The organism is Helicobacter pylori (genome assembly GCF_014496485.1).
GTDB classification, from domain to species: domain Bacteria; phylum Campylobacterota; class Campylobacteria; order Campylobacterales; family Helicobacteraceae; genus Helicobacter; species Helicobacter pylori_DD.
Map to the genome: position 1 here is coordinate 1 of NZ_JACTAX010000002.1, position 21,639 is coordinate 21,639.

Consider the following 21,639-nt stretch of genomic DNA (forward strand, 5'->3'; position numbering starts at 1 on the left):
CACGGGTGCGATTGACAATCTAAGCTCAAGCGCCATTAACCTCACTAGCGCTACCACCACTTCCCCCGCCTATCAAGCTGTGGCTTTAGCACTCAATGCCGCTGTGGGCATGTGGCAAGTCATAGCCCTTTTTATTGGCTGTGGCCCTGGCCCTACCAATAATCAAAGCTATCAATCGTTTGGTAACACACCAGCCCTTAATGGGACAACCACCACTTGCAATCAAGCGTATGGGACAGGCCCTAATGGCATTCTATCCATTGACGAATACCAAAAACTCAACCAAGCTTATCAAATTATCCAAACCGCTTTAAACCAAAACCAAGGAGGCGGAATGCCTGCCTTGAATGACACCACCAAAACAGGGGTAGTCAACATACAACAAACCAATTATAGAACCACTGCACAAAACAATATCATAGAGCATTATTATACAGAGAATGGGAAAGAGATCCCAACCTCTTATTCAGGCGGAGCATCATTCTCGCCTACAATACAATTGAAATACAACAATAACGCTGAATACCTTTTGCAACAAGCCGCCACTATCATGCAAGTCCTTATCACTCAAAACCCCCATGTGCAAACGAGCAATGGCGGTAAAGCGTGGGGGTTGAGTTCTACGCCTGGGAATGTAGTGGATATTTTTGGCCCTTCTTTTAACGCTATTAACGAAATGATCAAAAACGCTCAAACAGCCCTAGCAAAAACCCAACAGCTTAACGCTAATGAAAACGCCCAAATCACGCAACCCAACAATTTCAACCCCTACACTTCTAAAAATAAGCAATTCGCTCAAGAAATGCTCAATAGAGCTGAAGCTCAAGCAGAGATTTTAAATTTAGCCCAACAAGTTGCTAATAATTTCCACAGCATTCAAGGGCCTATTCAAGGAGATTTGGAACAATGTAAAGCAGGATCGGCTGGCGTGATCACTAATAACACTTGGGGTTCAGGTTGCGCGTTTGTGAAAGAAACTCTCAATTCTTTAGAGCAACACACCGCTTATTACGGCAACCAAGTCAATCAAGATAGGGCTTTAGCTCAAACCATTTTGAATTTTAAAGAAGCCCTTAGCACTTTAGGGAACGATTCAAAAGCGATCAATACTGGTATCTCTCACTTGCCTAACGCTAAGTCTCTTCAAAACATGACGCATTCCACTCAAAACCCTAATTCCCCAGAAGGTTTGCTCACTTATTCTTTGGATACCAACAAATACAACCAACTCCAAACCATCACGCAAGAATTAGGCAAAAACCCCTTTAGGCGCATCGGCGTGATTGACTATCAAAACAATAACGGTGCGATGAACGGGATCGGCGTGCAAGTGGGCTATAAGCAATTCTTTGGCAAAAAAAGGAATTGGGGGTTAAGGTATTATGGTTTCTTTGATTATAACCATGCGTTCATCAAATCCAACTTTTTCAACTCCGCTTCTGATGTGTGGACTTATGGGGTGGGAATGGATGCGCTTTATAACTTCATCAACGATAAAAACACCAACTTTTTAGGCAAAAATAACAAGCTTTCTGTGGGGCTTTTTGGTGGCTTTGCATTAGCTGGGACTTCATGGCTTAATTCCCAACAAGTGAATTTGACCATGATGAATGGCATTTATAACGCTAATGTCAGCGCTTCTAACTTCCAATTTTTGTTTGATTTAGGCTTGAGAATGAACCTCGCTAGGCCTAAGAAAAAAGACAGCGATCATGCCGCTCAGCATGGCATTGAACTAGGCTTTAAAATCCCTACGATCAACACCAACTATTATTCTTTCATGGGTGCAAAACTAGAATACAGAAGGCTCTATAGCGTGTATCTCAATTATGTGTTTGCGTATTGAAAACCCTCTTTAAAAAGGGGGCTTGTTTAAAAACGCTTGAAGGCCTTTTTAAAATTAATCAAGTAAAGAGAGCTTGGATAATCTCTTACAACCGCTCTCAAGCGATAAAATTAAAGCAATCAAAACCCTATTTTTGCAATCATTAAAGAAAAATTTTTAAAGATTATCACTCTTTTTTGATAAAGTAATAATTTAGAATTTAGGGAGTTTTTTATGGAAGAATCAACAGCGTTTATTTTGGCTCTTGTGGGGCTATTCACCGGCATCACCGCCGGGTTTTTTGGTATTGGTGGGGGGGAGATTGTCGTCCCTAGCGCGATTTTTGCCCATTTTAGTTATAGCCATGCGGTGGGTATTTCGCTCATGCAAATGCTTTTTTCTTCAGTGGTCGGCTCTATCATCAATTACAAAAAGGGCTTATTGGATTTGAGAGAAGGCTCATTTGCCGCACTTGGAGGTCTAATGGGGGCGATTTTAGGGAGCTTTATCTTAAAGATCATTAACGATAAAATTTTAATGAGCGTGTTTGTGGTGGTGGTGTGCTACACCTTTATCAAATACGCTTTTTCTAGCAACAAGAAACCCGAGCATTTTGAAGAAATGCATTTTGATTTGCATGCGAATAACAAAACGCCCGAAAAAAAGCGCCCAATCCCTTTTGTGTCTATGGACAGAACGCATGGGGTTTTGATGCTCGCCGGTTTTGTTACCGGCATCTTTTCTATCCCGCTAGGCATGGGCGGGGGGATTTTAATGGTGCCGTTTTTGGGCTATTTTTTGAAATACGATTCTAAAAAAATCGTGCCTTTGGGGCTATTTTTTGTAGTGTTCGCTTCTTTATCTGGAGTCGTCTCTCTTTATAACGGAAAGGTTCTTGATGATATAAGCGTTCAAGCCGGGGTGATTACTGGTATTGGAGCGTTTTTAGGGGTGGGCATTGGCATCAAGCTCATTGCTTTGGCTAATGAAAAGGTGCATAAAATCTTATTGCTCCTCATTTATGCTTTAAGCATTTTAGCGACTTTACACAAGCTCATTATGGGGTAAATCTAAAAACGCTCAAGGGCATTTTTAAAGATGAAACAGCAAAGGAGCTTGATTTAATCAAAGGATAGCTTTTTAAAAAAGTTTTAATTATCCCTATTTAATGAAAACAGAGCCAAAAAATACATTTTTTAAATCATTTCTTTTAAGAAATAAAAGCCATTTTATAGGGGTTGTTTTTTGAATAAGAATAGTTAAAAAACAATCAGTTAGGGCTGATTTTAGCGTTTTTTAAAATAACCCATAAGACAACCCAAACCGCTTAAACCCCCTATTTTAACCCCCCTTAGGGGGCTTAGTCATTACCTCTTAATGCGTTTTTTTATCTTGGATGTATTTTTTCAATTCACCCTTTTTGATATAAGGGATAAACTCGCCATAGCCCTCTTTTTCCATGTCTTTTAAGGGGATAAACCTTAAAGCCGCGCTATTGATACAATACCTTAAGCCCCCTAATTCTTTGGGCCCATCGTTAAACACATGCCCTAAATGCGCCTTACCAATACGGCTCAATACTTCAATGCGTTTCCTATTAAGGCTCTCATCGTCTTCGTATTTCACCACATCTTTATTGATGGGCTTAGAAAAGCTTGGCCACCCGCAACCAGAGTCGTATTTATCCGCTGAAGAAAATAACGGCTCGCCTGTGGTAATATCCACATAAATGCCCTCTTCTTCTTTGTTGTAATACTCGTTTTCAAAGGGTTTCTCAGTGTGTTTGTTTTGAGTCACCTCATACTGGAGTTTGGTGAGTTTTTTCTTTAAAACTTCATCGCTTGGTTTGGTGTATTTATCGTCATCCACAATCACTTCATCCGCCTTTTTCAAATCAATATGGCAATAACCACCAGGGTGTTTTTTCAAATAATCTTGGTGGTATTCTTCAGCCCTCACATAATTTTTTAACGGCTCTACCTCAATGGCGATTTTGCCTTTCACTTCTTTCTGTAACGCTTTTAAGGCGTGATCTATCACTTCTTTATCCTCGCTATTGACATAATAAATCCCTGTGCGATACTGCCTGCCCACATCATTACCCTGCTTGTTCACGCTCACCGGATCAATCACCTTAAAATAATAGCGTAGCAACTTGTCCAAACTGATCTTTTTAGGATCATAGATCACCTTAACGCTTTCAGCATGATCGCTTTCATGCAATTTTTCATAATTCGTGCTTGAAGTCTTGCCGTTAGCGTAACCAGAGCTTGCGTCTATGACGCCATAAATCCTCTCCATATACGCCTCTAACCCCCAAAAGCACCCCCCAGCCAAGTAAATCACTCTTTCATCGGTTTTAGGGTGTTTAGCCCCCATGTTTTCATTCGCTTGCATGATCGCTCCTATTAGTATAAAAAGATAAAAAATTTTCAAGTAAGATAATACCTTCATTAAATAACCTTTGTTTTAATTTTAATGGTGTCCGCCATTATAACTAAAAAAGATGGTAATTGTTCTTTAAATTGAGTTTAAATTTCAATAAGGCGTTGTTCTATTAGGTAACAAAAGTTAAAATCACATCCATTCAACAATCTTGCCTACCGCATTGGCTTCATAGCATTTGATAGAGGTTTTTTGACTGGGTTTTTTGGGCAAAATGGCTTTTAAAAAGCCGTAATTTTCCATTTCTTTCAATCTGGCGTTCAAATTAGGGGCTTCTAAAATCCTGCCATTCAAACTCACTTCGCCCAAAAACGCCGTTTTATTGTCAATTTTTCTGTTTTTAAAGCTTGAAAGGATACTGGCAATGACCGCTAAATCGCAAGCCGGCTCGCTAATTTTGATGCCTCCGCTCACATTAATGAACACATCATGGCGGTTTAAAGGGATTTCTAGCTTTTTTTCTAATAAAGCGATGAGCATGTTAAGGCGGTTAGTGTCAAACCCGTTTGCTAATCGTTTGGGTGTTCCAAAACTGCACTCGCTCACCAACGCCTGAATCTCTAAAATCAACGCTCTTGAGCCTTCTAAAGTGATGGTAATCGCACTCCCTTCCATAGGCTCTTCTTTAGAAAAAAACAAGCTTGAAGCTTCTTTAGCGCTCACCAAACCCTGCTCTTTCATTTCAAACAAGCCGATTTCACTCGTAGGGCCAAAGCGGTTTTTAAAACTCCTTAAAATCCTTAATTCCCTACTGGGATCGCCCTCAAAATACAGCACGCTATCCACCATATGCTCTAGCACTCTAGGCCCTGCGATGCTCCCTTCTTTAGTGATATGACCGATGATAAAAATAGCAATATCTCTTGTTTTGGCCAAACGCATGAGCTCAAAAGTGATCTCTCGCACTTGCGAAATAGAGCCGGGCGCTGAAGAAATCTCTGGCGAATAAAGCGTTTGAATGGAATCAATCACGCAAGCAAAATAATTTTCGCTTTCTATATTCGCCTTAATCACAGGCCAATTGATTTCATTGAGCAAATACAATTCTTTTTCTATGCAATCCAACCTAGTGGCGCGCATTTTAATCTGGCTCAAGCTCTCTTCCCCGCTCACATACAAAACCTTTTGCTGGTTTTTGGCTAAGCCAGAAGCCACTTTTAAAAGCAGAGTGGATTTCCCCACCCCAGGACTCCCCCCCACCAAATACAGCCCCCCTTTAGCGATCCCCCCACCTAAAACAATATCCAATTCGCTTTGAGTGGAAGAAAACTTAATCACTTCTTCATGCTCAATTGCAGCGATAGAAACGCTTTTTTGTGCTTGTGGGATCGGTTTTTTAAGCGCGTTTAAAACTTCCTTTTGAGCTTGGTTCAATTCTATAAAACTCTCCCATGCGTTGCATTGAACGCACTTGCCTAGCCACTTAGGGCTTGTAAAACCGCAATGCTGACACTCAAATAAAGAAGTTTTTTTAGCCAAAATACCACTCTTTTTTAAAATCACACAGCTAAAGACCAGATAAAAACGGGGTTTTGGTTTTGTTCTATAGCAAAACTCGTAAAGCTACACTAAAAACAAGTTAAAAAGTTATCAAGCGCCATTTTGCTCTATTTTTCTTAAAGCCTTCAAAATGTAGCGTTTGATATAAGATCCCACGCTTTCTTCTTCTTCGTTAGCCATTTTCTCTAGTTTTTGGTATTGCTCATCAGAAAAATACAAGCTCACAGCGCGAGTTTTTTTATTAGCGTCTGCTTTTGGTTTGCGTCCTAGTTTATTTTTAGTTCCCCTTAAGTGAGTTTCATCTGTGTTTTCTGTCTTTTCCATCAAGTTCCTTCAATCATCATCGCAAATCGCTTCAAAATAGCATATTAGCATAAAAGTAGCGTATAATGAATAATGTCGCAAGCGCTAATCATTCCTCATTTTGAGTTTATTAGTGCTTCGCTCAAAAAAGGCTTTCACCCCCTAAAAATATCAAAACAAATCAAATCGGTAACACCCTGATACTGCGATCCAATAATTCCTGCAAAGCGTTTTCAATGGCAAATAAAGTCCCGGTAGTCGCGCTCATGCACCCATCGCATGCCCCCATGTAGCGGATATACACATCAATGTAATCATCGCTTTCTTTAATGTCTAAAATCTCTAAATCCCCCCCATCCATCATAAGCATAGCACGGATATTTTCATCAATGACTTTATCCACGGCTTTAATCTTTTGAACCATAGTCATTTCCCTGAAAGCCAATTCCCCATTTTGGGATTTGTTAGCGGTGGCTTTAAGTTTTTCAGCTTCCATTTCTTCGCGCACTTCTTTAAGAATATCCACCAGGTAATAATCCCTTTTTTCATGCCCACCCGGTCTCACACAGCTTTTACAAAAAGCACCGGCTTTGGTGTAATTAGTGATTTCTTCAACGCTTTTTAAATCATTGAGCTTAATCACTTCTTTAATCGTGCCTAAACTCACCCTAGCGCACTCGCACACAATAATTTCTTCTTCAAAATCTTCAGCGTTTTTCCCCAAATACATGCCGGCAGCTTTTTTGATCACATCATACGCCATCACCGAGCAGTGCATTTTTTGCCCAGGGACAGCCGGCGTGTCCGGATCGTCTCTTAAGCCTCTTTCCACGTCTAAATTCGTGATTTTTACCGCATCTTGGACTCTTTTATTCAAACACAACTCTACCATCATGTCTGAGCTTGCGATCGCTGTCCCGCAACCAAAACTTTTAAATTTCGCGTCAACAATCGTATCCGTGCCTTCATCTACAAGCCAATACAACCTCACCGCATCACCGCATGCCTCTGCGCCATAATCCGCCACAATGAGCTTAGCGTTTTTGGCTTTAGCCTGCTCTTCGGTGATGACCCCTAAATGCGTGGGGTTATCCATGCGCCTTTGAACTTCTTTAGAATACGCATCCCAGAGAACCGAACCCACTAAATCATGTTTTGCCATTTTGATTCCTTTATATTCTTTTTAATAAGAGCTTGAAATATTTCTCAATCTTACAGCCGCTTGAGAGAAAACTTCAATCGTTTTATCAATTTCAGCTTCCGTGTTAAAACGGCTCAATGAAAGCCTGATAGCGGTATGAGCTAATTCCTTGCTCGCTCCAATCGCTACCATCACCGGATTAGCCTCTAAATCCTCACTCGCGCACGCGCTCCCTGTGGAAGCGGCGATATTAGAGCGGTTTAAATCCCACAGCATGGCCTCTCCTTCAATCCCTCTCACGCTGACTAAAGTCGTGTTAGGCACACGATGGATTCGATCCCCCACCACCATCACATCAGGGATTTTCAAAAGCGCTTCTTCTAATTTGTCGCGCAATTTCCCTACCACTTCTTTTTCATAGTCTAAATGCTCTACGGCTAATCTCATCGCTTCGCCCATGCCCACAATATAAGGCACATTCAAAGTCCCGCTGCGCCTGCCATTCATATGCTCCCCGCCATGAAAAAGAGGGGTCAATCCCACCCCACTTCTAATATACAACCCCCCAATGCCTTTAGGCCCATGAAACTTGTGTGCGCTAAAAGAAAGGAAATCCGCATTCGCTTTCAACACATCTACAGGGATTTTACCAATCGCTTGCACGGCATCGGTATGGAACAACACGCCCTTTTCTTTACAGATAGCCCCAATTTCTTCAATAGGGAAAATGAGACCGGTTTCATTATTCGCCCACATCACGCTCACTAGAGCGGTTTTTTCTGTGATCGCTTCTTTGACTTGCTCTGCGGTGATACTCCCATGCTCATTAATAGGCAAGTAAGTAACCTCCACCCCCAAGCTTTCTAAAAAATTACAAGTGGATCGCACCGCCGGATGCTCTGCAACCGTGGTTATAATATGGTTTTTGCCTTTTTTCAAGCATTCATCAAAATACACGCCCTTTAAAACCCAATTATTGCTTTCTGTTGCGCAAGAAGTGATGATCACATCGTCTATATCCCTAGCGTTAATGCCTTTATAGAGCTTATCTAGCGCTTCTGCAATGGCTGGGTGGGTTTCTGTGCCAAACTGGTGTAACGAGCTAGGGTTCCCGTAATGATCCCTTAAAAAAGGATCCATGATTTCTTTGACTTTAGGGTCAATCCTAGTCGTAGCGTTATTGTCTAAATAAATTCGTTGTAACAAAGTCAATATTCTCCTCAAAAATTTTACATAGATTTCTTATCTAAGTCTAAATTATGATTAAATACAAGATATTTTCTTAATTTTAACTTAAAATAAGATGAATTTTTGAAAACATTTTGAGAAATGCGAACACCCTCATTAAAAACTAAAAATAGCACTCATAAACCCGCTTAAGGTTTTTTAAGGGGTCTCCCACGCCTGTCTTTTAAAGCGTCTATCCCCCCTTGTTGGTAACGCTTCTCCCACACATAGAGTTTTTGCAATTGTTTCGCTACTTCTTTTTTAGTGGGCTTAATGCCCCTAAGGTTATAAAGAGCGGTAATGATAATGGGCTTTGGGACATTAAACCTTTGGATAAATTCCAAACAATCTTTTTTGAGCTGGGAGTCTTGCTTGTTTTTGGTAATATCCACATGGCTTAAATATTGCAACACATAAAGGCGTTTTTCTTCATCTTCTTGTGCGATTTCTGGGGCTAACTCCATCCCTTGACTAACGCCTTTAAAAAACTTATTTGAAGCCTCTTGGGCGGGATAAACGCTCAAATAAGTTTCTAACAACGAAATCACTTTTTTTTGCTGTTCCAATAGTGCGTCTATTTTGGCGCTCAAACGATTTATTCTACTTTCCATGCGTTCAATGGTAACTAGTAAAAATAAATAACTATTTAATCATTAAAAATGATTATTCTAATACCATGCTCCAAATTAAGATGTATTTTTATGATCATGCTACAATAAGAAAACGCAAAACGATTTCAAAGAAAAAGGGCTTAAAATGAAAACTTTTGAAGTAATGATTCAAACCGATTCAGAAGGGTATTTGGACGCTAAATTTGGCGGTAACGCTCCTAAAGCGTTTCTCAATTCAAACGGCTTACCCACTTATTCGCCTAAAATCTCATGGCAAAAAGTAGAAGGCGCTCAAAGCTATGCGTTAGAACTCATCGATCATGACGCTCAAAAAGTGTGCGGCATGCCGTTTGTCCATTGGGTCGTGGGCAATATTGCTCATAATGTTTTAGAAGAAAACGCCTCCATGATGGATAAAAGGATTACTCAAGGGGTCAATTCGCTCACTCAAGGCTTTATCCGTTCTCCTCTTAATGAAAGCGAAAAACAACGCTCCAATCTCAATAACAGCGTCTATATCGGCCCCATGCCCCCTAATGGCGATCACCATTACTTAATTCAAGTGTATGCCCTAGACATTCCTAAACTCGCCTTAAAAGCCCCTTTTTTCTTAGGCGATTTGCATGATAAAATGCGCAACCATATCATCGCCATAGGGAGAAAGGAATTTTTATACAAGCAGTTTGTAAGGAAATAGGCTATAAGCTTGTAGGTTTAGTTCAATGAACTTGTTTAACCTTAATATTCTTTCATTTTTTTAAAAAGTGGGGTTTTATGCAACCCTAACGAGATGGATTATAACGCTAAAAATTAGAGCTAAAAGCACCAAAAGCTGATTTAAACACGCATCAGCTCCTTATCAAACCATTCATTCAACACTACCTATAATTTTTAAAACGATCCCTAACTTCTTTGTCTAATTCTAGCACTTCATCTAAATTAGAGAGCTTGAAAGATTTTTTAGCATACAATTCTAAGGCTTGAGAAATGATTTGAATAAAGCCACCAAAAGCGATTTCTTGATTCAAAAACTTCTCCATCGCCACTTCATTGCTCGCGTTCAGCACCACGCCAAGCTCGGGATTTTCCAACAACAAGTCTTTATAACGCCACAAAGTGTAGCGCTCCACGCTAATGGGTTCGAATTTAATCGCGCTTAAAGCGTATAAATCTAAGGGCTTGATGGAAGCGTTCAACGAAGCGAATTTGGGGTTAATAGCATAGCTTATGGGTAGTTTCATGTCCGCGCTCGCTAAATGCGCGATGACAGAGTTGTCTTCAAACTCCACCAAAGCATGCACGATAGAACTTCTTTCAATCAGCGCATCAATCTTTAAAGACGCGCCAAAAAGCCAGTAGGTTTCTAAAATTTCAAAAAGCTTATTGACCATGCTCGCTGAATCAATGGTGATTTTAGATCCCATGCTCCAATTAGGGTGCTTGAGCGCGTTTTGCGCGTTTTGAGTAGCGATAAGTTCTAAAGGCGTGTCCCTAAAAGCCCCCCCACTCGCGCTAATGATTAAAGATTTAGGCTTTAAAGTCTTGTTTTGCAACAACGCCCACAAACCAAAATGCTCGCTATCAATAGGCGTGATTTGTGAAATGTCTAATAAATGCCCCGCGCTCACTAAGCTCTCTTTATTCGCTAGGGCTAGTTTTTTGTTCCTTTGTAAGCTTTTAAAGCTCGCTTTCAATCCTGCCACGCCCACAATGGCGTTAAGGACTAAATTGGAAACGCACTCTTCTATCATCGCATCAATGCCCTCTAGCCCTACAAACACTTCCGCACCCAAAGGCTCTAAATCATTCAAATCGTTAGGATCTAAGATCGCCACTTTCTTGGGTTTAAAAATTTGGATCTGCTCATTGATTAAAGCGATATTTTTCCCACAGCTTAAGGCCTCTATTTCTACCTTGAATTTTTTTGCGATTTTTAGGGCGTTTTTCCCAATAGAGCCGGTGCTTCCTAAAACAACCATTCAATCCCCTAAAAACACCGCCGTTTCTTTCCAAACTTCTAAAAAATACAACAACGCATGCAAGCTTAAAGCCCCAAAAAGCATGGAATCCAACCGGTCTAAAACGCCCCCATGCCCGGGTAAAATCTTACCGCTATCTTTGATCCCGGCCTTTCTTTTCAAATAGCTTTCATACAAATCCCCAAACACCGCCATAAGCGCGATTAAGAAACTGAATAAAAGCGCCATAAGAAAGCCTCCGCTCAATTTCCCCATGCCCACAAACGATCCCAAAACGCTCGCCAAAACAACGCCAATCAACGCGCCCTCTAAGGTTTTATTCGGTGAAGTGGCTGTGAAAGGGGTTTTGCCTAAAAGCTTGCCTCCAAAAAACGCCCCCACATCGCTTGCGACCACCACCACTAAAAGCCAAATGATCGCCACTGCGCCAAAATCCTTATAAATCCCAAAAAGCGCAAAAAACCCAACGCCCGGGTATAAAAAGGGTAAAATGGCTTCGCTATGGTGCGCTTTTTGATAAGCGATGACGCTAGCCATGACCATCGCGCTGATAAGAGCGCATTCTACAGGATGCCCGTTAAAATACGCCGCTACCCATGACAACACTAAAATAAGATACAAGCTAAAGCTCGCTTTGACCTGGAACAACCTTAACGCTTCAGAAAATCCTACCGCATAAATCCCCCCCAAAACCGCCCAAAACAACAACAAATTGTCCGCATACAAAATCAAGCCCGCCACAATGATTAAAACAAACCCTGTAATGTAACGAGACTTTTCTTTAAATAACTCTTCTTTCACTTTTTTCCTTAATCAATTAAATATTAACGAAACCAAAAAATAGCTAAACGCGCTAATCAAAACAACTCCTACCAGATTAAGCCACAAACCAGCTTTAATCATATCCGTTATTTTAACATACCCAGAGCCATAAGCTATTGCATTGGGTGGGGTGGCCACAGGGAGCATGAACGCGCAAGTCGCGCTCAAGGCTACAGGAATGGTCAATAACAAGCTCTGATGGTTTTCATAACCCATGCCCATCGCAACCCCTCCAATCACCGGTAAAAACGCGGCAGCGGTGGCGGTGTTAGAAGTGATTTCGGTTAAGAAAATGACCATTAAAGTGACCATGACAATGATGAATAAAATCGGTAAATGCGAAAAGCCAGAAACCAAATGCCCGATCCACAAACTCAACCCGGTTTTAGAAAATTGCGCGCTCAAAGCTAACCCACCGCCAAATAAAAGCAGCACGTCCCAAGGGAGTTTTTTAGCAACACCCCAATCAATGAGCCTATCGCCCTGATTGTTAGCGGGCAAAATGAATAAAAGCGCAGAAACCCCCATAGCAATCACGGAATCAATCTTATCTATCTTAATGCCCCAAGATTTTAAAATCGTATCTAAAAAAATCCACCCTAAAGACGCTAAGATAAAAATAACCCCCACCGAGATTTCCGCCTGACTCAAACGACCTAGTTTGTTTAATTCAAGCTTAACGACTTCCTTACCACCCGGGATTTCTTTAATCTTTAAAGGGAAAATCACATAAGTGAGCAAGAGCCACGATAAAATGAGCATGATAAAGGCTAATGGTGTTCCAAACACCATCCACTGAGCGAAATCAATTTCAATATTGAAAGCGGTTTTCATATAGCCGGCTAATAAAGCGTTAGGCGGCGTGCCAATCAGAGTGCCTAAAGAGCCAATAGAAGCCGCATAAGCGATGCCAAGCATCAAGCAAATGCTGAAATTCGTGCGATAAATGGTGGTCTTTTCTTGAATCACTTGAGCGATGTCCTTACCCTTATGCACGATATTGCCCATAATACCCCCATGCGCTTTAGTGATTTCTTCTTTTTGATAGAATGCATGAGAGGCGTTTTCTTTACCCACCAGTTTAGCGACTAATTGCAACACGCTCATGCCAACAGGAAACATCATCACCGCCGTTGCAGTATTGCTCACCCACATAGACAAAAAGCCTGTAGCTATCATGAAACCTAAAATCAACCTCCTAGGGCTTGTGCCTACCAATAAAATAATGCTTAAAGCGATGCGCGTGTGCAAGTTCCATTTTTGCATGCTTAAAGCTAAAATAAACCCTCCCATAAAAAGAAAGATAATGGGCGATGCGTAAGAAGCGCTAACGCTAGAGAATTGATCCACGCTAAAGACGCTAAAAAGCACTAAAGGTAAAAGCGCGGTTGCGGGCAAGTCAATGGCTTCAGTCATCCACCATATCCCCATTAAAATAGCCACCCCAGCCACAACAGGCATCGCCTTATAATTTAAGGAACTGAGCTTGGGGATTTCTTCTACAATATGAGGCATTTGAGCGTTTAAAGCGTAATAGACAATGAGCGCGATTAACGCCCCCCCTATGAGACCCAACAAGCGCACGATCTTAGTGCTTTTGTCATCAGTGTTCGTATCGGTATGCGTATTGGCATGCGAATGATTTTCCATTTTATTTTACCCTTTAAAATTACTAACCTACATGCTACAATAAAACTTTTTTAAAACTAGGGTTTTAGAAAAATAAAATCAAAACAGGAAAAAGAGTGGTAAAAGAAAGTGATATTTTAGTGGTTGGTGGGGGGCATGCGGGCATTGAAGCGAGCTTGATTGCGGCTAAAATGGGGGCTAGAGTGCATTTAATCACCATGCTCATAGACACGATCGGTTTGGCGAGCTGTAACCCGGCGATTGGGGGCTTGGGTAAAGGGCATTTGACTAAAGAAGTGGATGTTTTAGGGGGGGCTATGGGGATTATTACGGATCATAGCGGTTTGCAATATCGTGTGTTAAACGCTTCTAAAGGGCCGGCAGTTAGAGGGACTAGGGCGCAAATTGATATGGACACTTACCGCATTTTTGCAAGAAATCTTGTTTTAAGCACCCCCAATTTGAGCGTCTCTCAAGAAATGACCGAAAGTTTAATCCTTGAAAATGGTGAGGTAGTGGGTGTAACCACAAACATTAACAACACTTATAAAGCTAAAAAAGTGATCATCACCACAGGCACTTTTTTAAAAGGGGTGGTGCATATTGGCGAGCACCAAAACCAAAACGGGCGCTTTGGGGAAAACGCCTCTAATTCTTTAGCCTTGAATTTAAGGGAGCTTGGCTTTAAGGTGGAAAGGTTAAAAACCGGCACTTGCCCAAGAGTGGCGGGCAATAGCATTGATTTTGAAGGCTTAGAAGAGCATTTTGGGGACACAAACCCTCCCTATTTCAGCTATAAAACCAAAGATTTTAACCCCACCCAACTCTCATGTTTTATCACTTACACTAACCCCACTACCCACCAAATCATTAGGGATAATTTCCACCGAGCCCCCCTTTTTAGCGGCCAAATTGAAGGCATAGGCCCAAGGTATTGCCCTAGCATTGAAGATAAAATCAACCGCTTTAGCGAAAAAGAACGCCACCAGCTGTTTTTAGAGCCTCAAACCATTCATAAAAGCGAATATTATATCAACGGCTTAAGCACCTCTTTACCCCTAGATGTGCAAGAAAAGGTCATCCATTCTATCAAAGGCTTAGAAAGCGCCCTCATCACGCGCTATGGCTATGCGATAGAGTATGATTTCATCCAGCCCACAGAATTGAACCACACTTTAGAAACCAAAAAAATCAAAGGGCTTTATTTAGCCGGGCAAATCAATGGGACTACCGGCTATGAAGAAGCGGCGGCTCAAGGGCTTATGGCTGGGATTAATGCGGTATTAGCCTTAAAGAATCAAGCCCCCTTTATTTTAAAGCGCAATGAAGCCTATATCGGCGTTTTGATTGATGATTTGGTCACTAAAGGCACGAATGAGCCTTACAGAATGTTTACCAGCCGGGCCGAATACCGCTTGCTTTTAAGAGAAGACAACACGCTTTTTAGGTTAGGCGAACATGCCTATCGTTTAGGGCTTATGGAACAGGATTTTTATGAGGAATTAAAAAAAGACAAACAAGCAATACAAGAAAACTTGAAACGCCTTAAAGAATGCATCCTTACCCCTAGTAAAGAAGTGTTAAAACGCTTGAACGAATTAGACGAGAACCCTATCAATGACAAGGTTGATGGCGTTAGTTTGTTAGCGCGCGATAGTTTTAATGCAGAAAAAATGCGCTCCTTTTTTAGCTTTTTAGCCCCCTTGAACGAGCGGGTTTTAGAGCAGATTAAAATTGAATGCAAGTATAATATTTATATTGAAAAGCAACACGAAAATATCGCTAAAATGGACAGCATGCTCAAAGTTTCTATCCCTAAAGATTTTGTGTTTAAAGGCATTCCAGGCCTTAGCTTAGAAGCGGTAGAAAAATTAGAAAAATTCCGCCCCAAAAGCCTTTTTGAAGCCTCAGAAATCAGCGGGATCACCCCGGCGAATTTAGACGTTTTGCATTTATACATCCATTTGCGAAAAAACTCTTAAAGGATTTTTAATGAACGCTTTAGAAATCACCCAAAAACTCATCAGCTACCCCACCATTACGCCCAAAGAATGCGGTATTTTTGAATACATTAAATCGCTTTTTCCCACTTTTAAAACCCTAGAATGTGAGGAAAATGGCGTGAAAAACCTTTTTTTATACCGCATTTTTAACCCCCCCAAAGAGCATGCAGAAAAAGAACATGCAAAAGAAAAGCATGCAAAAGAAAATGTTAAGCCCTTGCATTTTTCTTTTGCAGGGCATATTGATGTCGTGCCTCCTGGAGATAATTGGCAAAGCGATCCCTTTAAACCCATTATTAAAGAGGGGTTTTTATACGGCCGTGGGGCACAAGACATGAAAGGGGGCGTGGGGGCGTTTTTGAGCGCGAGTTTAAATTTTAACCCTAAAACCCCTTTTTTGCTTTCTATTTTACTCACGAGCGATGAAGAAGGGCCAGGGATTTTTGGTACCAAACTCATGCTAGAAAAACTCAAAGAAAAAGATTTACTGCCCCATATGGCGATTGTGGCTGAACCCACTTGCGAAAAAATCTTAGGCGATAGCATCAAAATTGGCCGAAGAGGCTCTATTAATGGCAAACTCATTTTAAAAGGCGTTCAAGGGCATGTGGCTTACCCGCAAAAATGCCAAAACCCCATTGATGCGCTCGCTTCGGTTTTGCCCTTGATTTCAGGAGTTCATTTAGACAATGGCGATGAATATTTTGACCCTTCAAAATTGGTTATCACCAACTTGCATGCAGGGTTAGGAGCTAATAATGTTACCCCAGCAAGCGTAGAAATGATCTTTAATGCACGCCATTCTTTAAAAACCACCAAAGAAAGTTTGAAAGAATATTTAGAAAAAGTTTTGAAAGATTTGCCTCACACTTTAGAATTAGAATCAAGCAGTTCGCCTTTCATCACGGCTTCTTATTCAAAGCTTACCAGCGTTTTAAAAGAAAATATTTTAAAAACATGCCGCACCACCCCCCTTTTAAACACTAAAGGCGGCACGAGCGATGCGCGATTTTTTAGCGCTTATGGTATAGAAGTGGTGGAATTTGGCGTTATTAATGACAGGATCCATGCCGTTGATGAAAGGGTGAGCTTGAAGGAATTAGAGCTTTTAGAAAAGGTGTTTTTGGGGGTTTTAGAGGATTTGAGCGAGAAATGAATGGGGAGTTTTGGCGTAAGGGTTTTATTTTTAATACCAACGCCTTTTTCGCTAGCAAAAACCACCAAACCAACTCAAGCTTTAGTGCGCTTGCAATCCATTATTGTAGCCTTTATAAGAGTGGGGTCATGCTTGACAAAGTAACCAAAGCTTGCTATAGTCTTTTTGCCCCTTTTTGTTCCATTTGTAATAAAGAAACCTTTCCAAAAATTAAATTCTTAAGGGCTTTTACCAAGCCACTCTTAAAGGGGTGGCTCAATCAACTTTTTAAAACAAACTCTTTTAAGCCCTATCTTTAGAAGTATCCCTTTTAGCATAGCAATTAGGCTCAAACAACACGCAGTTAAAAGAAAAATAATTTTTTTCTTCATCTCATCAATAAAGGTTCAATAAGGCTTTAGTCATCAATATTTGGTTACAATCATAAAGGATTACATTTTTTTAATAGGAAATATATCATGCTAGGAAGCGTTCAAAAAACCCTTTTTGGGGTCTTGTGTTTGGGCGCGTTGTGTTTGAGAGGGTTAATGGCAGAGCCAGACGCTAAAGAGCTTGTTAATTTAGGCATAGAGAGCACGAAGAAGCAAGATTTCGCTCAAGCTAAAACGCATTTTGAAAAAGCGTGTGAGTTACAAGAAGGTTTTGCGTGTGTTTTTTTAGGGGCGTTCTATGAAGAAGGGAAAGGAGTGGGAAAAGACTTGAAAAAAGCCATTCAATTTTACACTAAAGGTTGTGAATTAAATGATGGTTATGGGTGTCGCCTACTAGGAAATTTATACTATAACGGACAAGGCGTTTCTAAAGACGCCAAAAAAGCTTCACAATATTACTCTAAATCTTGTGAATTGAACCATGCTGAAGGGTGCACGGTATTAGGAAGCCTACACCATTATGGCGTAGGCACGCCTAAGGATTTAAGAAAGGCTCTTGATTTGTATGAAAAAGCTTGCGATTTAAAAGACAGCCCCGGGTGTATTAATGCAGGATACATGTATGGTGTAGCAAAGAATTTTAAGGAGGCTATCGTTCGTTATTCTAAAGCATGCGAATTAAAAGATGGTAGGGGGTGTTATAATTTAGGGGTTATGCAATACAACGCCCAAGGCACAGCAAAGGACGAAAAGCAAGCGGTAGAAAACTTTAAAAAAGGCTGCAAATCAAGCGTTAAAGAAGCATGCGACGCTCTTAAGGAATTAAAAATAGAGCTTTAGTTTCAATGAAGTTAAGCTAAACATGGCGTTTAGCTGGCTTTTACGCTTTTTAATGTTTTAATGAAAAACACGAACCCCATGAACTAATCTTTTAACCATAACAAAGCTTTTATCGCACCCATTCATTGCCGTTTTTAGATTGGTGTTTGAAAGATTTAAGCAGTTTTCAAACCCTTAAAAAGGGTTTTTTCCTACAACGCCTTTAATAGCACGCTATTTAAACGCTCATTAAAGCTTTTAGCGTCTTTTAAAGCCCCTTTTTCTAAAAGCTTCGCCCCATCATAAAGCAACCAGATAAAAGCGCTCAACTGCTCTTTATCTTCGCATTTTAAGAGTTTTTGCAAAATCGCATGGTTAGGGTTTAATTCTAAAGTTTTCTTGCTTTCAGGCACGCTTTGCCCCATTTGACGCATCCAATTAGCCATCATCGCATTTGGTTCATCGCCTATTAAAGCCACCGCTGAAGTCAAATGGCTAGAAAGCTCTACGCCCTTAATCTCATCTTTAAGATTTTCTTCAAACGCTTTGATTAAATCTTTAAACTGATCTTTTACCTCATCATGGATTTCTGCCAAACCAAGCTCTTTCAAGCTCTCGCTATGGCTAGCGTCTCTAAAGGGCGTTTTATCGTATTCATTCACGCCTGGCATCACAAACGCATCAATTTCATCGCTCAATAACAAAACATCATAGCCTTTTTGAGCGTATTTTTCTAAAAGGGGGGACGCTTTTAGTAAGTCTAAATTTTCGCCTAAAAGGTAGTAAATGCTTTTTTGGTTTTCTTTTAAATTTTCTTTGTATTCTTTTAAAGAAATCCATTTTCCTTGGTCTTTAGAATAGAATCTCAACAATTCTAAAAGCTTTTCTTTGTTTTCAAAATCCCCATACAAGCCTTCTTTTAACACTTTCCCGAAAGGCTCATAGAATTTATGGTAATTCTTATTATCCTTGCTCAGCCTTTCAATCTCGCTTAAAATCTTTTTCACTGAAGCCGAACGGATATTGGCTAAAATCTTATTCTGCTGTAAGATTTCACGGCTCACGTTCAAGGGCAAATCTTCGCTGTCAATCACGCCTTTAACAAACCTCAAATAAGAGGGCAGTAATTCTTTGTCATCATCAGTGATAAACACCCGTTTAACATAGAGTTTGACCCCACTTTTATAATCCACCCTAAACAAATCAAAGGGCGCTTTGCTAGGGATGTAAAAAAGCGTCGTGTATTCTAAAGAGCCTTCCACTTTATTATGGATATAGCTCAAAGGCTCGCTGTTGTCATGCACAAACGATTGGTAAAAGTCTTTGTAATCCTTTTCTTTCAATTCGCTCTTATTCATTTTCCATAAAGCGCTCGCTTGATTGATTTGCTCGCATTTTTCTTCTTTAACTTCTTTTTTATTATCCCCTTCGCCTTCAAATTTCGTATCGGTGTAAGTTAAAAAAATAGGGAAAGGGATATGCTCAGAATACTTTTTAACAATGTTATCAATCTCCCAACGGCTCGCAAAATGAGAATCTTCTTCTTTTAAAAAGAGGGTGATTTCCGTGCCTTGCTCCTCTTTGACGCATTCGCTGATTTCAAACTTGCCCTTACCATCGCTCACCCATGCATAAGCTTGATGATTAGTAACTTTCTTGGTTTGAACGACAATCTTACTCGCTACCATGAACGCCGAATAAAAGCCCACGCCAAATTGGCCAATCAGCGCGCTATCCTTTTTCTTATCCCCACTCAAAGCGCTTAAAAAACTCTTTGTGCCGGATTTAGCGATCGTGCCTAAATGCTCGATGAGATCATTTTTATCCATGCCTATACCATTGTCTTTAATCGTTAAGGTCTTTTTCTGGTTATCAAAACTCAAATGGATGCTAGGCGTGGTATTGAGCCCTTTTAATTTCTCATCGGTTAGCATCAAATAATTCAGCTTATCCAAAGCGTCGCTCGCGTTAGAAATCAACTCCCTTAAAAAAATCTCTTTATTAGAATACAAAGAATGGATCATCAAATCCAAAAGCTGGTTGATTTCAGTTTGGAAGGTGTATTCTTGGTTAGACATTGAACTTTTTCCTTTAATAAAATTTTTAAGATTATACAATAAAAGCGCGCTTTAAAGGGGGATGCTATGGCTTAAAAAATCACATGAAAGAACGTTTAATTCCTTAAAAATGATAACTCATATAGCTCATCAAATAGCTCCTATTTTGAATGGTTTGAGCGAAATCAGGGTTATAACCGCTTGTAAAAAACCCCACCTTATAACCCTTATGCATCGTGATTTGATAGCCATTAACCATCAGCATGAAATAGATATGTTTTTTAATATTATATTTGAGAGTAACCCCTAAGCTTTGCGAATCAGCCCTTGGGGAATAAGTCAATTTCCCATACAATTGCACCAAAAGATTTTTAATGCTCTTCCCTACAAAAGCGTTAATCGTTATGGAATTAGCGTTGTAAAAATTGGAGTAAGCGTCTTCATAAGGGGTGTCATCTTTCGTGTCGTAAAAAGGATCAATGGGTGAGCCATTCCAGCCTAATTGAACGCTCGCGTTCCCAAAATTCTTATACACGCTCCAGCCAAAACGATAAGAGCGGAAATTCACTCTTTGAAACACAAACAAAGCCGCGCTTTTTTTTACCCACTAAAGCGGCCCTATAATAATCTTTAGACAGATAATCGCTATAGAGAGGAAACCATGCGTAAAAAGTCGTTTGGATGTGCCAAAGAGATTTCCAATAAGACTTTGTGTCATGGGTGATTTCAAATCCAGGAGCGTTAAAATTCTTAGGGTAAAACCAAATAAAAGGCGCGACCCTAATGTATTTATTTTCGTAAATGAGGTTGAAATTGTGCATGCCGTAGTTGGTTTTTTGCTTGTAATTGACAGGGGCGTAAAAATCCCTAATGTATTGCTCATTGGCTAAAGCCCTTCCAAAGGTGCTAAACCACTCTACCCTAAACTTTTTCCACCGGTAAAAAAGCTCAAACCCTTGATTAAACCCGCTCAAAAACAAAGCCTTAGAGGGGTAACGCCCTAATTTAATCCCAAAAATATCCTTATATTGATAATCTAAATACAAATTGTATAACACATAAGGCCTGGCGTTTTGAGCCTTTTGCTCTCTGGTCCAATTTTGGCTGTGTTGCATCAAATAGCCCTCCCATCGCCCCATGTAATACCAGTTCGCTGGCTGAAACCCTGCCTTAGGGTTGGCTTCATCAATCAAAAACTTCGTGGAATCATAAGCTAACGCTCCTATTTCGCCCCCTACCCCAAAACCCAATTTGTGGTTTTCAATCCCTTTAGGGAGCAAACTAGAATCAACTTGTAAAGCCCCAGTAGTGGTTACATAACTCCCTGTAGGGTAAATCCCTTTTTTGGAATTGATAACCGATTGATTCAAAGCGATGCGCGAAAACGATCCCACTCTAGCGCTCACTTGATACTCAAAAGCGCTGAGAAAAACCCCATGCAAAGCTAAAAACCCTAGCCAAACTTTTTGATTAAGCACCCTTTTATCAAACACCTTTTTTATTGAAGTCTGATATTATGCCATAAACAAACTCGCAAACCGCTTGCTGATTGTTGTTTTGAAAAAAAAAAAAACGATAAGATTACAAATCATCCCCTTTTTAGCGGGTTCAACTTCAAGATTTAAGGACTATGCATGCAAGAGATTATCCCTGTTGTGGTGGCTTTTGATAATAATTATTGTATCCCTGCTGGCGTGAGCTTATTTTCCATGCTAGCGAACGCTAAACGAGAGAGAGAGAGAGAGTAAAAC

General features: G+C 40.4%; 16 protein-coding genes and 2 pseudogenes. 7 read left to right on the top strand and 11 right to left on the bottom strand.

The window, feature by feature from the left end; genetic code table 11:
• Together IC572_RS01110 and IC572_RS01115 are read left to right on the top strand one after the other, a co-directional pair.
• Nucleotides 1-1,846 (top strand): outer membrane protein (locus IC572_RS01110; RefSeq protein WP_187854782.1); only part of this gene is annotated, 1,846 nt, incomplete at its 5' end.
• Between the two features lie 213 nt (nt 1,847-2,059).
• Complete coding sequence (locus tag IC572_RS01115) at nt 2,060-2,893, top strand: sulfite exporter TauE/SafE family protein (protein ID WP_187854783.1); 834 nt, start codon at nt 2,060-2,062, stop codon at nt 2,891-2,893.
• A gap of 306 nt (nt 2,894-3,199) precedes the next feature.
• Here IC572_RS01115 and msrB read toward each other — a convergent pair whose 3' ends face one another.
• The 6 genes from msrB to IC572_RS01145 form a co-directional block, all read right to left on the bottom strand.
• Nucleotides 3,200-4,279 carry a peptide-methionine (R)-S-oxide reductase MsrB gene (gene msrB / locus IC572_RS01120; protein ID WP_187854784.1) on the bottom strand — a complete coding sequence of 360 codons (1,080 nt, stop codon included), beginning with the start codon at nt 4,277-4,279 and terminating at the stop codon, nt 3,200-3,202.
• A gap of 123 nt (nt 4,280-4,402) precedes the next feature.
• On the bottom strand, nt 4,403-5,749 hold the full coding sequence (radA, locus tag IC572_RS01125) for a DNA repair protein RadA (protein ID WP_187854785.1): 1,347 nt from the start codon (nt 5,747-5,749) through the stop codon (nt 4,403-4,405).
• A gap of 111 nt (nt 5,750-5,860) precedes the next feature.
• On the bottom strand, nt 5,861-6,094 hold the full coding sequence (locus IC572_RS01130) for a ribbon-helix-helix domain-containing protein (RefSeq protein WP_000415824.1): 234 nt from the start codon (nt 6,092-6,094) through the stop codon (nt 5,861-5,863).
• Between the two features lie 160 nt (nt 6,095-6,254).
• Nucleotides 6,255-7,235: an iron-sulfur cluster assembly scaffold protein gene (locus tag IC572_RS01135; RefSeq protein ID WP_108264277.1), complete on the bottom strand. Its 981-nt coding sequence runs from the start codon at nt 7,233-7,235 to the stop codon at nt 6,255-6,257.
• A 21-nt stretch (nt 7,236-7,256) separates the two neighbouring features.
• Complete coding sequence (locus IC572_RS01140; RefSeq protein WP_000941671.1) at nt 7,257-8,420, bottom strand: NifS family cysteine desulfurase; 1,164 nt, start codon at nt 8,418-8,420, stop codon at nt 7,257-7,259.
• A gap of 170 nt (nt 8,421-8,590) precedes the next feature.
• Complete coding sequence (locus IC572_RS01145; RefSeq protein WP_187854786.1) at nt 8,591-9,052, bottom strand: helix-turn-helix domain-containing protein; 462 nt, start codon at nt 9,050-9,052, stop codon at nt 8,591-8,593.
• Nucleotides 9,053-9,117: 65 nt separating this feature from the next.
• Between IC572_RS01145 and IC572_RS01150 the strand changes: the two are divergent.
• Nucleotides 9,118-9,749, top strand: a pseudogene (locus tag IC572_RS01150) (YbhB/YbcL family Raf kinase inhibitor-like protein).
• Between the two features lie 181 nt (nt 9,750-9,930).
• Here IC572_RS01150 and dxr read toward each other — a convergent pair.
• From dxr to IC572_RS01165, 3 genes are read right to left on the bottom strand one after another with little or no spacing between them, the layout of a single operon-like run.
• On the bottom strand, nt 9,931-11,031 hold the full coding sequence (dxr, locus tag IC572_RS01155; protein WP_187854788.1) for a 1-deoxy-D-xylulose-5-phosphate reductoisomerase: 1,101 nt from the start codon (nt 11,029-11,031) through the stop codon (nt 9,931-9,933).
• Nucleotides 11,032-11,832 (bottom strand): phosphatidate cytidylyltransferase, encoded by an 801-nt coding sequence (locus IC572_RS01160; RefSeq protein WP_187854789.1) that lies wholly within the window; start codon nt 11,830-11,832, stop codon nt 11,032-11,034.
• Between the two features lie 12 nt (nt 11,833-11,844).
• The gene (locus tag IC572_RS01165; protein ID WP_187854790.1) at nt 11,845-13,503 is read right to left on the bottom strand and encodes an SLC13 family permease; all 1,659 of its coding nucleotides are present in this window, start codon (nt 13,501-13,503) and stop codon (nt 11,845-11,847) included.
• 95 nt (nt 13,504-13,598) lie between these two features.
• Here IC572_RS01165 and mnmG point away from each other — a divergent pair, with 95 nt between their 5' ends.
• The 3 genes from mnmG to hcpA all read left to right on the top strand — a co-directional run bounded on the left by mnmG (nt 13,599) and on the right by hcpA (nt 17,852).
• Nucleotides 13,599-15,464 (top strand): tRNA uridine-5-carboxymethylaminomethyl(34) synthesis enzyme MnmG, encoded by a 1,866-nt coding sequence (mnmG, locus tag IC572_RS01170; protein ID WP_187854791.1) that lies wholly within the window; start codon nt 13,599-13,601, stop codon nt 15,462-15,464.
• 10 nt (nt 15,465-15,474) lie between these two features.
• A complete protein-coding gene (dapE, locus tag IC572_RS01175; RefSeq protein ID WP_187854792.1) occupies nt 15,475-16,641 on the top strand; it encodes a succinyl-diaminopimelate desuccinylase in 1,167 nt (388 codons plus the stop codon).
• Between the two features lie 458 nt (nt 16,642-17,099).
• Nucleotides 17,100-17,852 carry a Sel1-like repeat protein HcpA gene (gene hcpA, locus IC572_RS01180; protein WP_187854793.1) on the top strand — a complete coding sequence of 251 codons (753 nt, stop codon included), beginning with the start codon at nt 17,100-17,102 and terminating at the stop codon, nt 17,850-17,852.
• Nucleotides 17,853-18,043: 191 nt separating this feature from the next.
• On the opposite strand, the gene htpG is transcribed toward hcpA, so the two are convergent.
• Together htpG and IC572_RS01190 are read right to left on the bottom strand one after the other, a co-directional pair.
• On the bottom strand, nt 18,044-19,909 hold the full coding sequence (htpG, locus tag IC572_RS01185) for a molecular chaperone HtpG (RefSeq protein ID WP_187854794.1): 1,866 nt from the start codon (nt 19,907-19,909) through the stop codon (nt 18,044-18,046).
• 103 nt (nt 19,910-20,012) lie between these two features.
• Nucleotides 20,013-21,366, bottom strand: a pseudogene (locus IC572_RS01190) (outer membrane family protein).
• Between the two features lie 156 nt (nt 21,367-21,522).
• Here IC572_RS01190 and IC572_RS07705 point away from each other — a divergent pair.
• Complete coding sequence (locus IC572_RS07705; RefSeq protein WP_232263303.1) at nt 21,523-21,636, top strand: glycosyltransferase family 8 protein; 114 nt, start codon at nt 21,523-21,525, stop codon at nt 21,634-21,636.
• Nucleotides 21,637-21,639: the final 3 nt, after the last annotated feature.

What these genes read in the sequence shown, in the direction of transcription:
- IC572_RS01115 (WP_187854783.1), top strand. Translation starts at nt 2,060, where the DNA reads ATGGAAGAATCAACAGCGTTTATTTTGGCTCTTGTGGGGCTATTCACC.
- msrB (WP_187854784.1), bottom strand. Translation starts at nt 4,279, where the DNA reads ATGAAGGTATTATCTTACTTGAAAATTTTTTATCTTTTTATACTAATA.
- IC572_RS01130 (WP_000415824.1), bottom strand. Translation starts at nt 6,094, where the DNA reads ATGGAAAAGACAGAAAACACAGATGAAACTCACTTAAGGGGAACTAAA.
- IC572_RS01135 (WP_108264277.1), bottom strand. Translation starts at nt 7,235, where the DNA reads ATGGCAAAACATGATTTAGTGGGTTCGGTTCTCTGGGATGCGTATTCT.
- IC572_RS01145 (WP_187854786.1), bottom strand. Translation starts at nt 9,052, where the DNA reads ATGGAAAGTAGAATAAATCGTTTGAGCGCCAAAATAGACGCACTATTG.
- dxr (WP_187854788.1), bottom strand. Translation starts at nt 11,031, where the DNA reads ATGGTTGTTTTAGGAAGCACCGGCTCTATTGGGAAAAACGCCCTAAAA.
- IC572_RS01165 (WP_187854790.1), bottom strand. Translation starts at nt 13,503, where the DNA reads ATGGAAAATCATTCGCATGCCAATACGCATACCGATACGAACACTGAT.
- dapE (WP_187854792.1), top strand. Translation starts at nt 15,475, where the DNA reads ATGAACGCTTTAGAAATCACCCAAAAACTCATCAGCTACCCCACCATT.
- hcpA (WP_187854793.1), top strand. Translation starts at nt 17,100, where the DNA reads ATGCTAGGAAGCGTTCAAAAAACCCTTTTTGGGGTCTTGTGTTTGGGC.
- htpG (WP_187854794.1), bottom strand. Translation starts at nt 19,909, where the DNA reads ATGTCTAACCAAGAATACACCTTCCAAACTGAAATCAACCAGCTTTTG.
- IC572_RS07705 (WP_232263303.1), top strand. Translation starts at nt 21,523, where the DNA reads ATGCAAGAGATTATCCCTGTTGTGGTGGCTTTTGATAATAATTATTGT.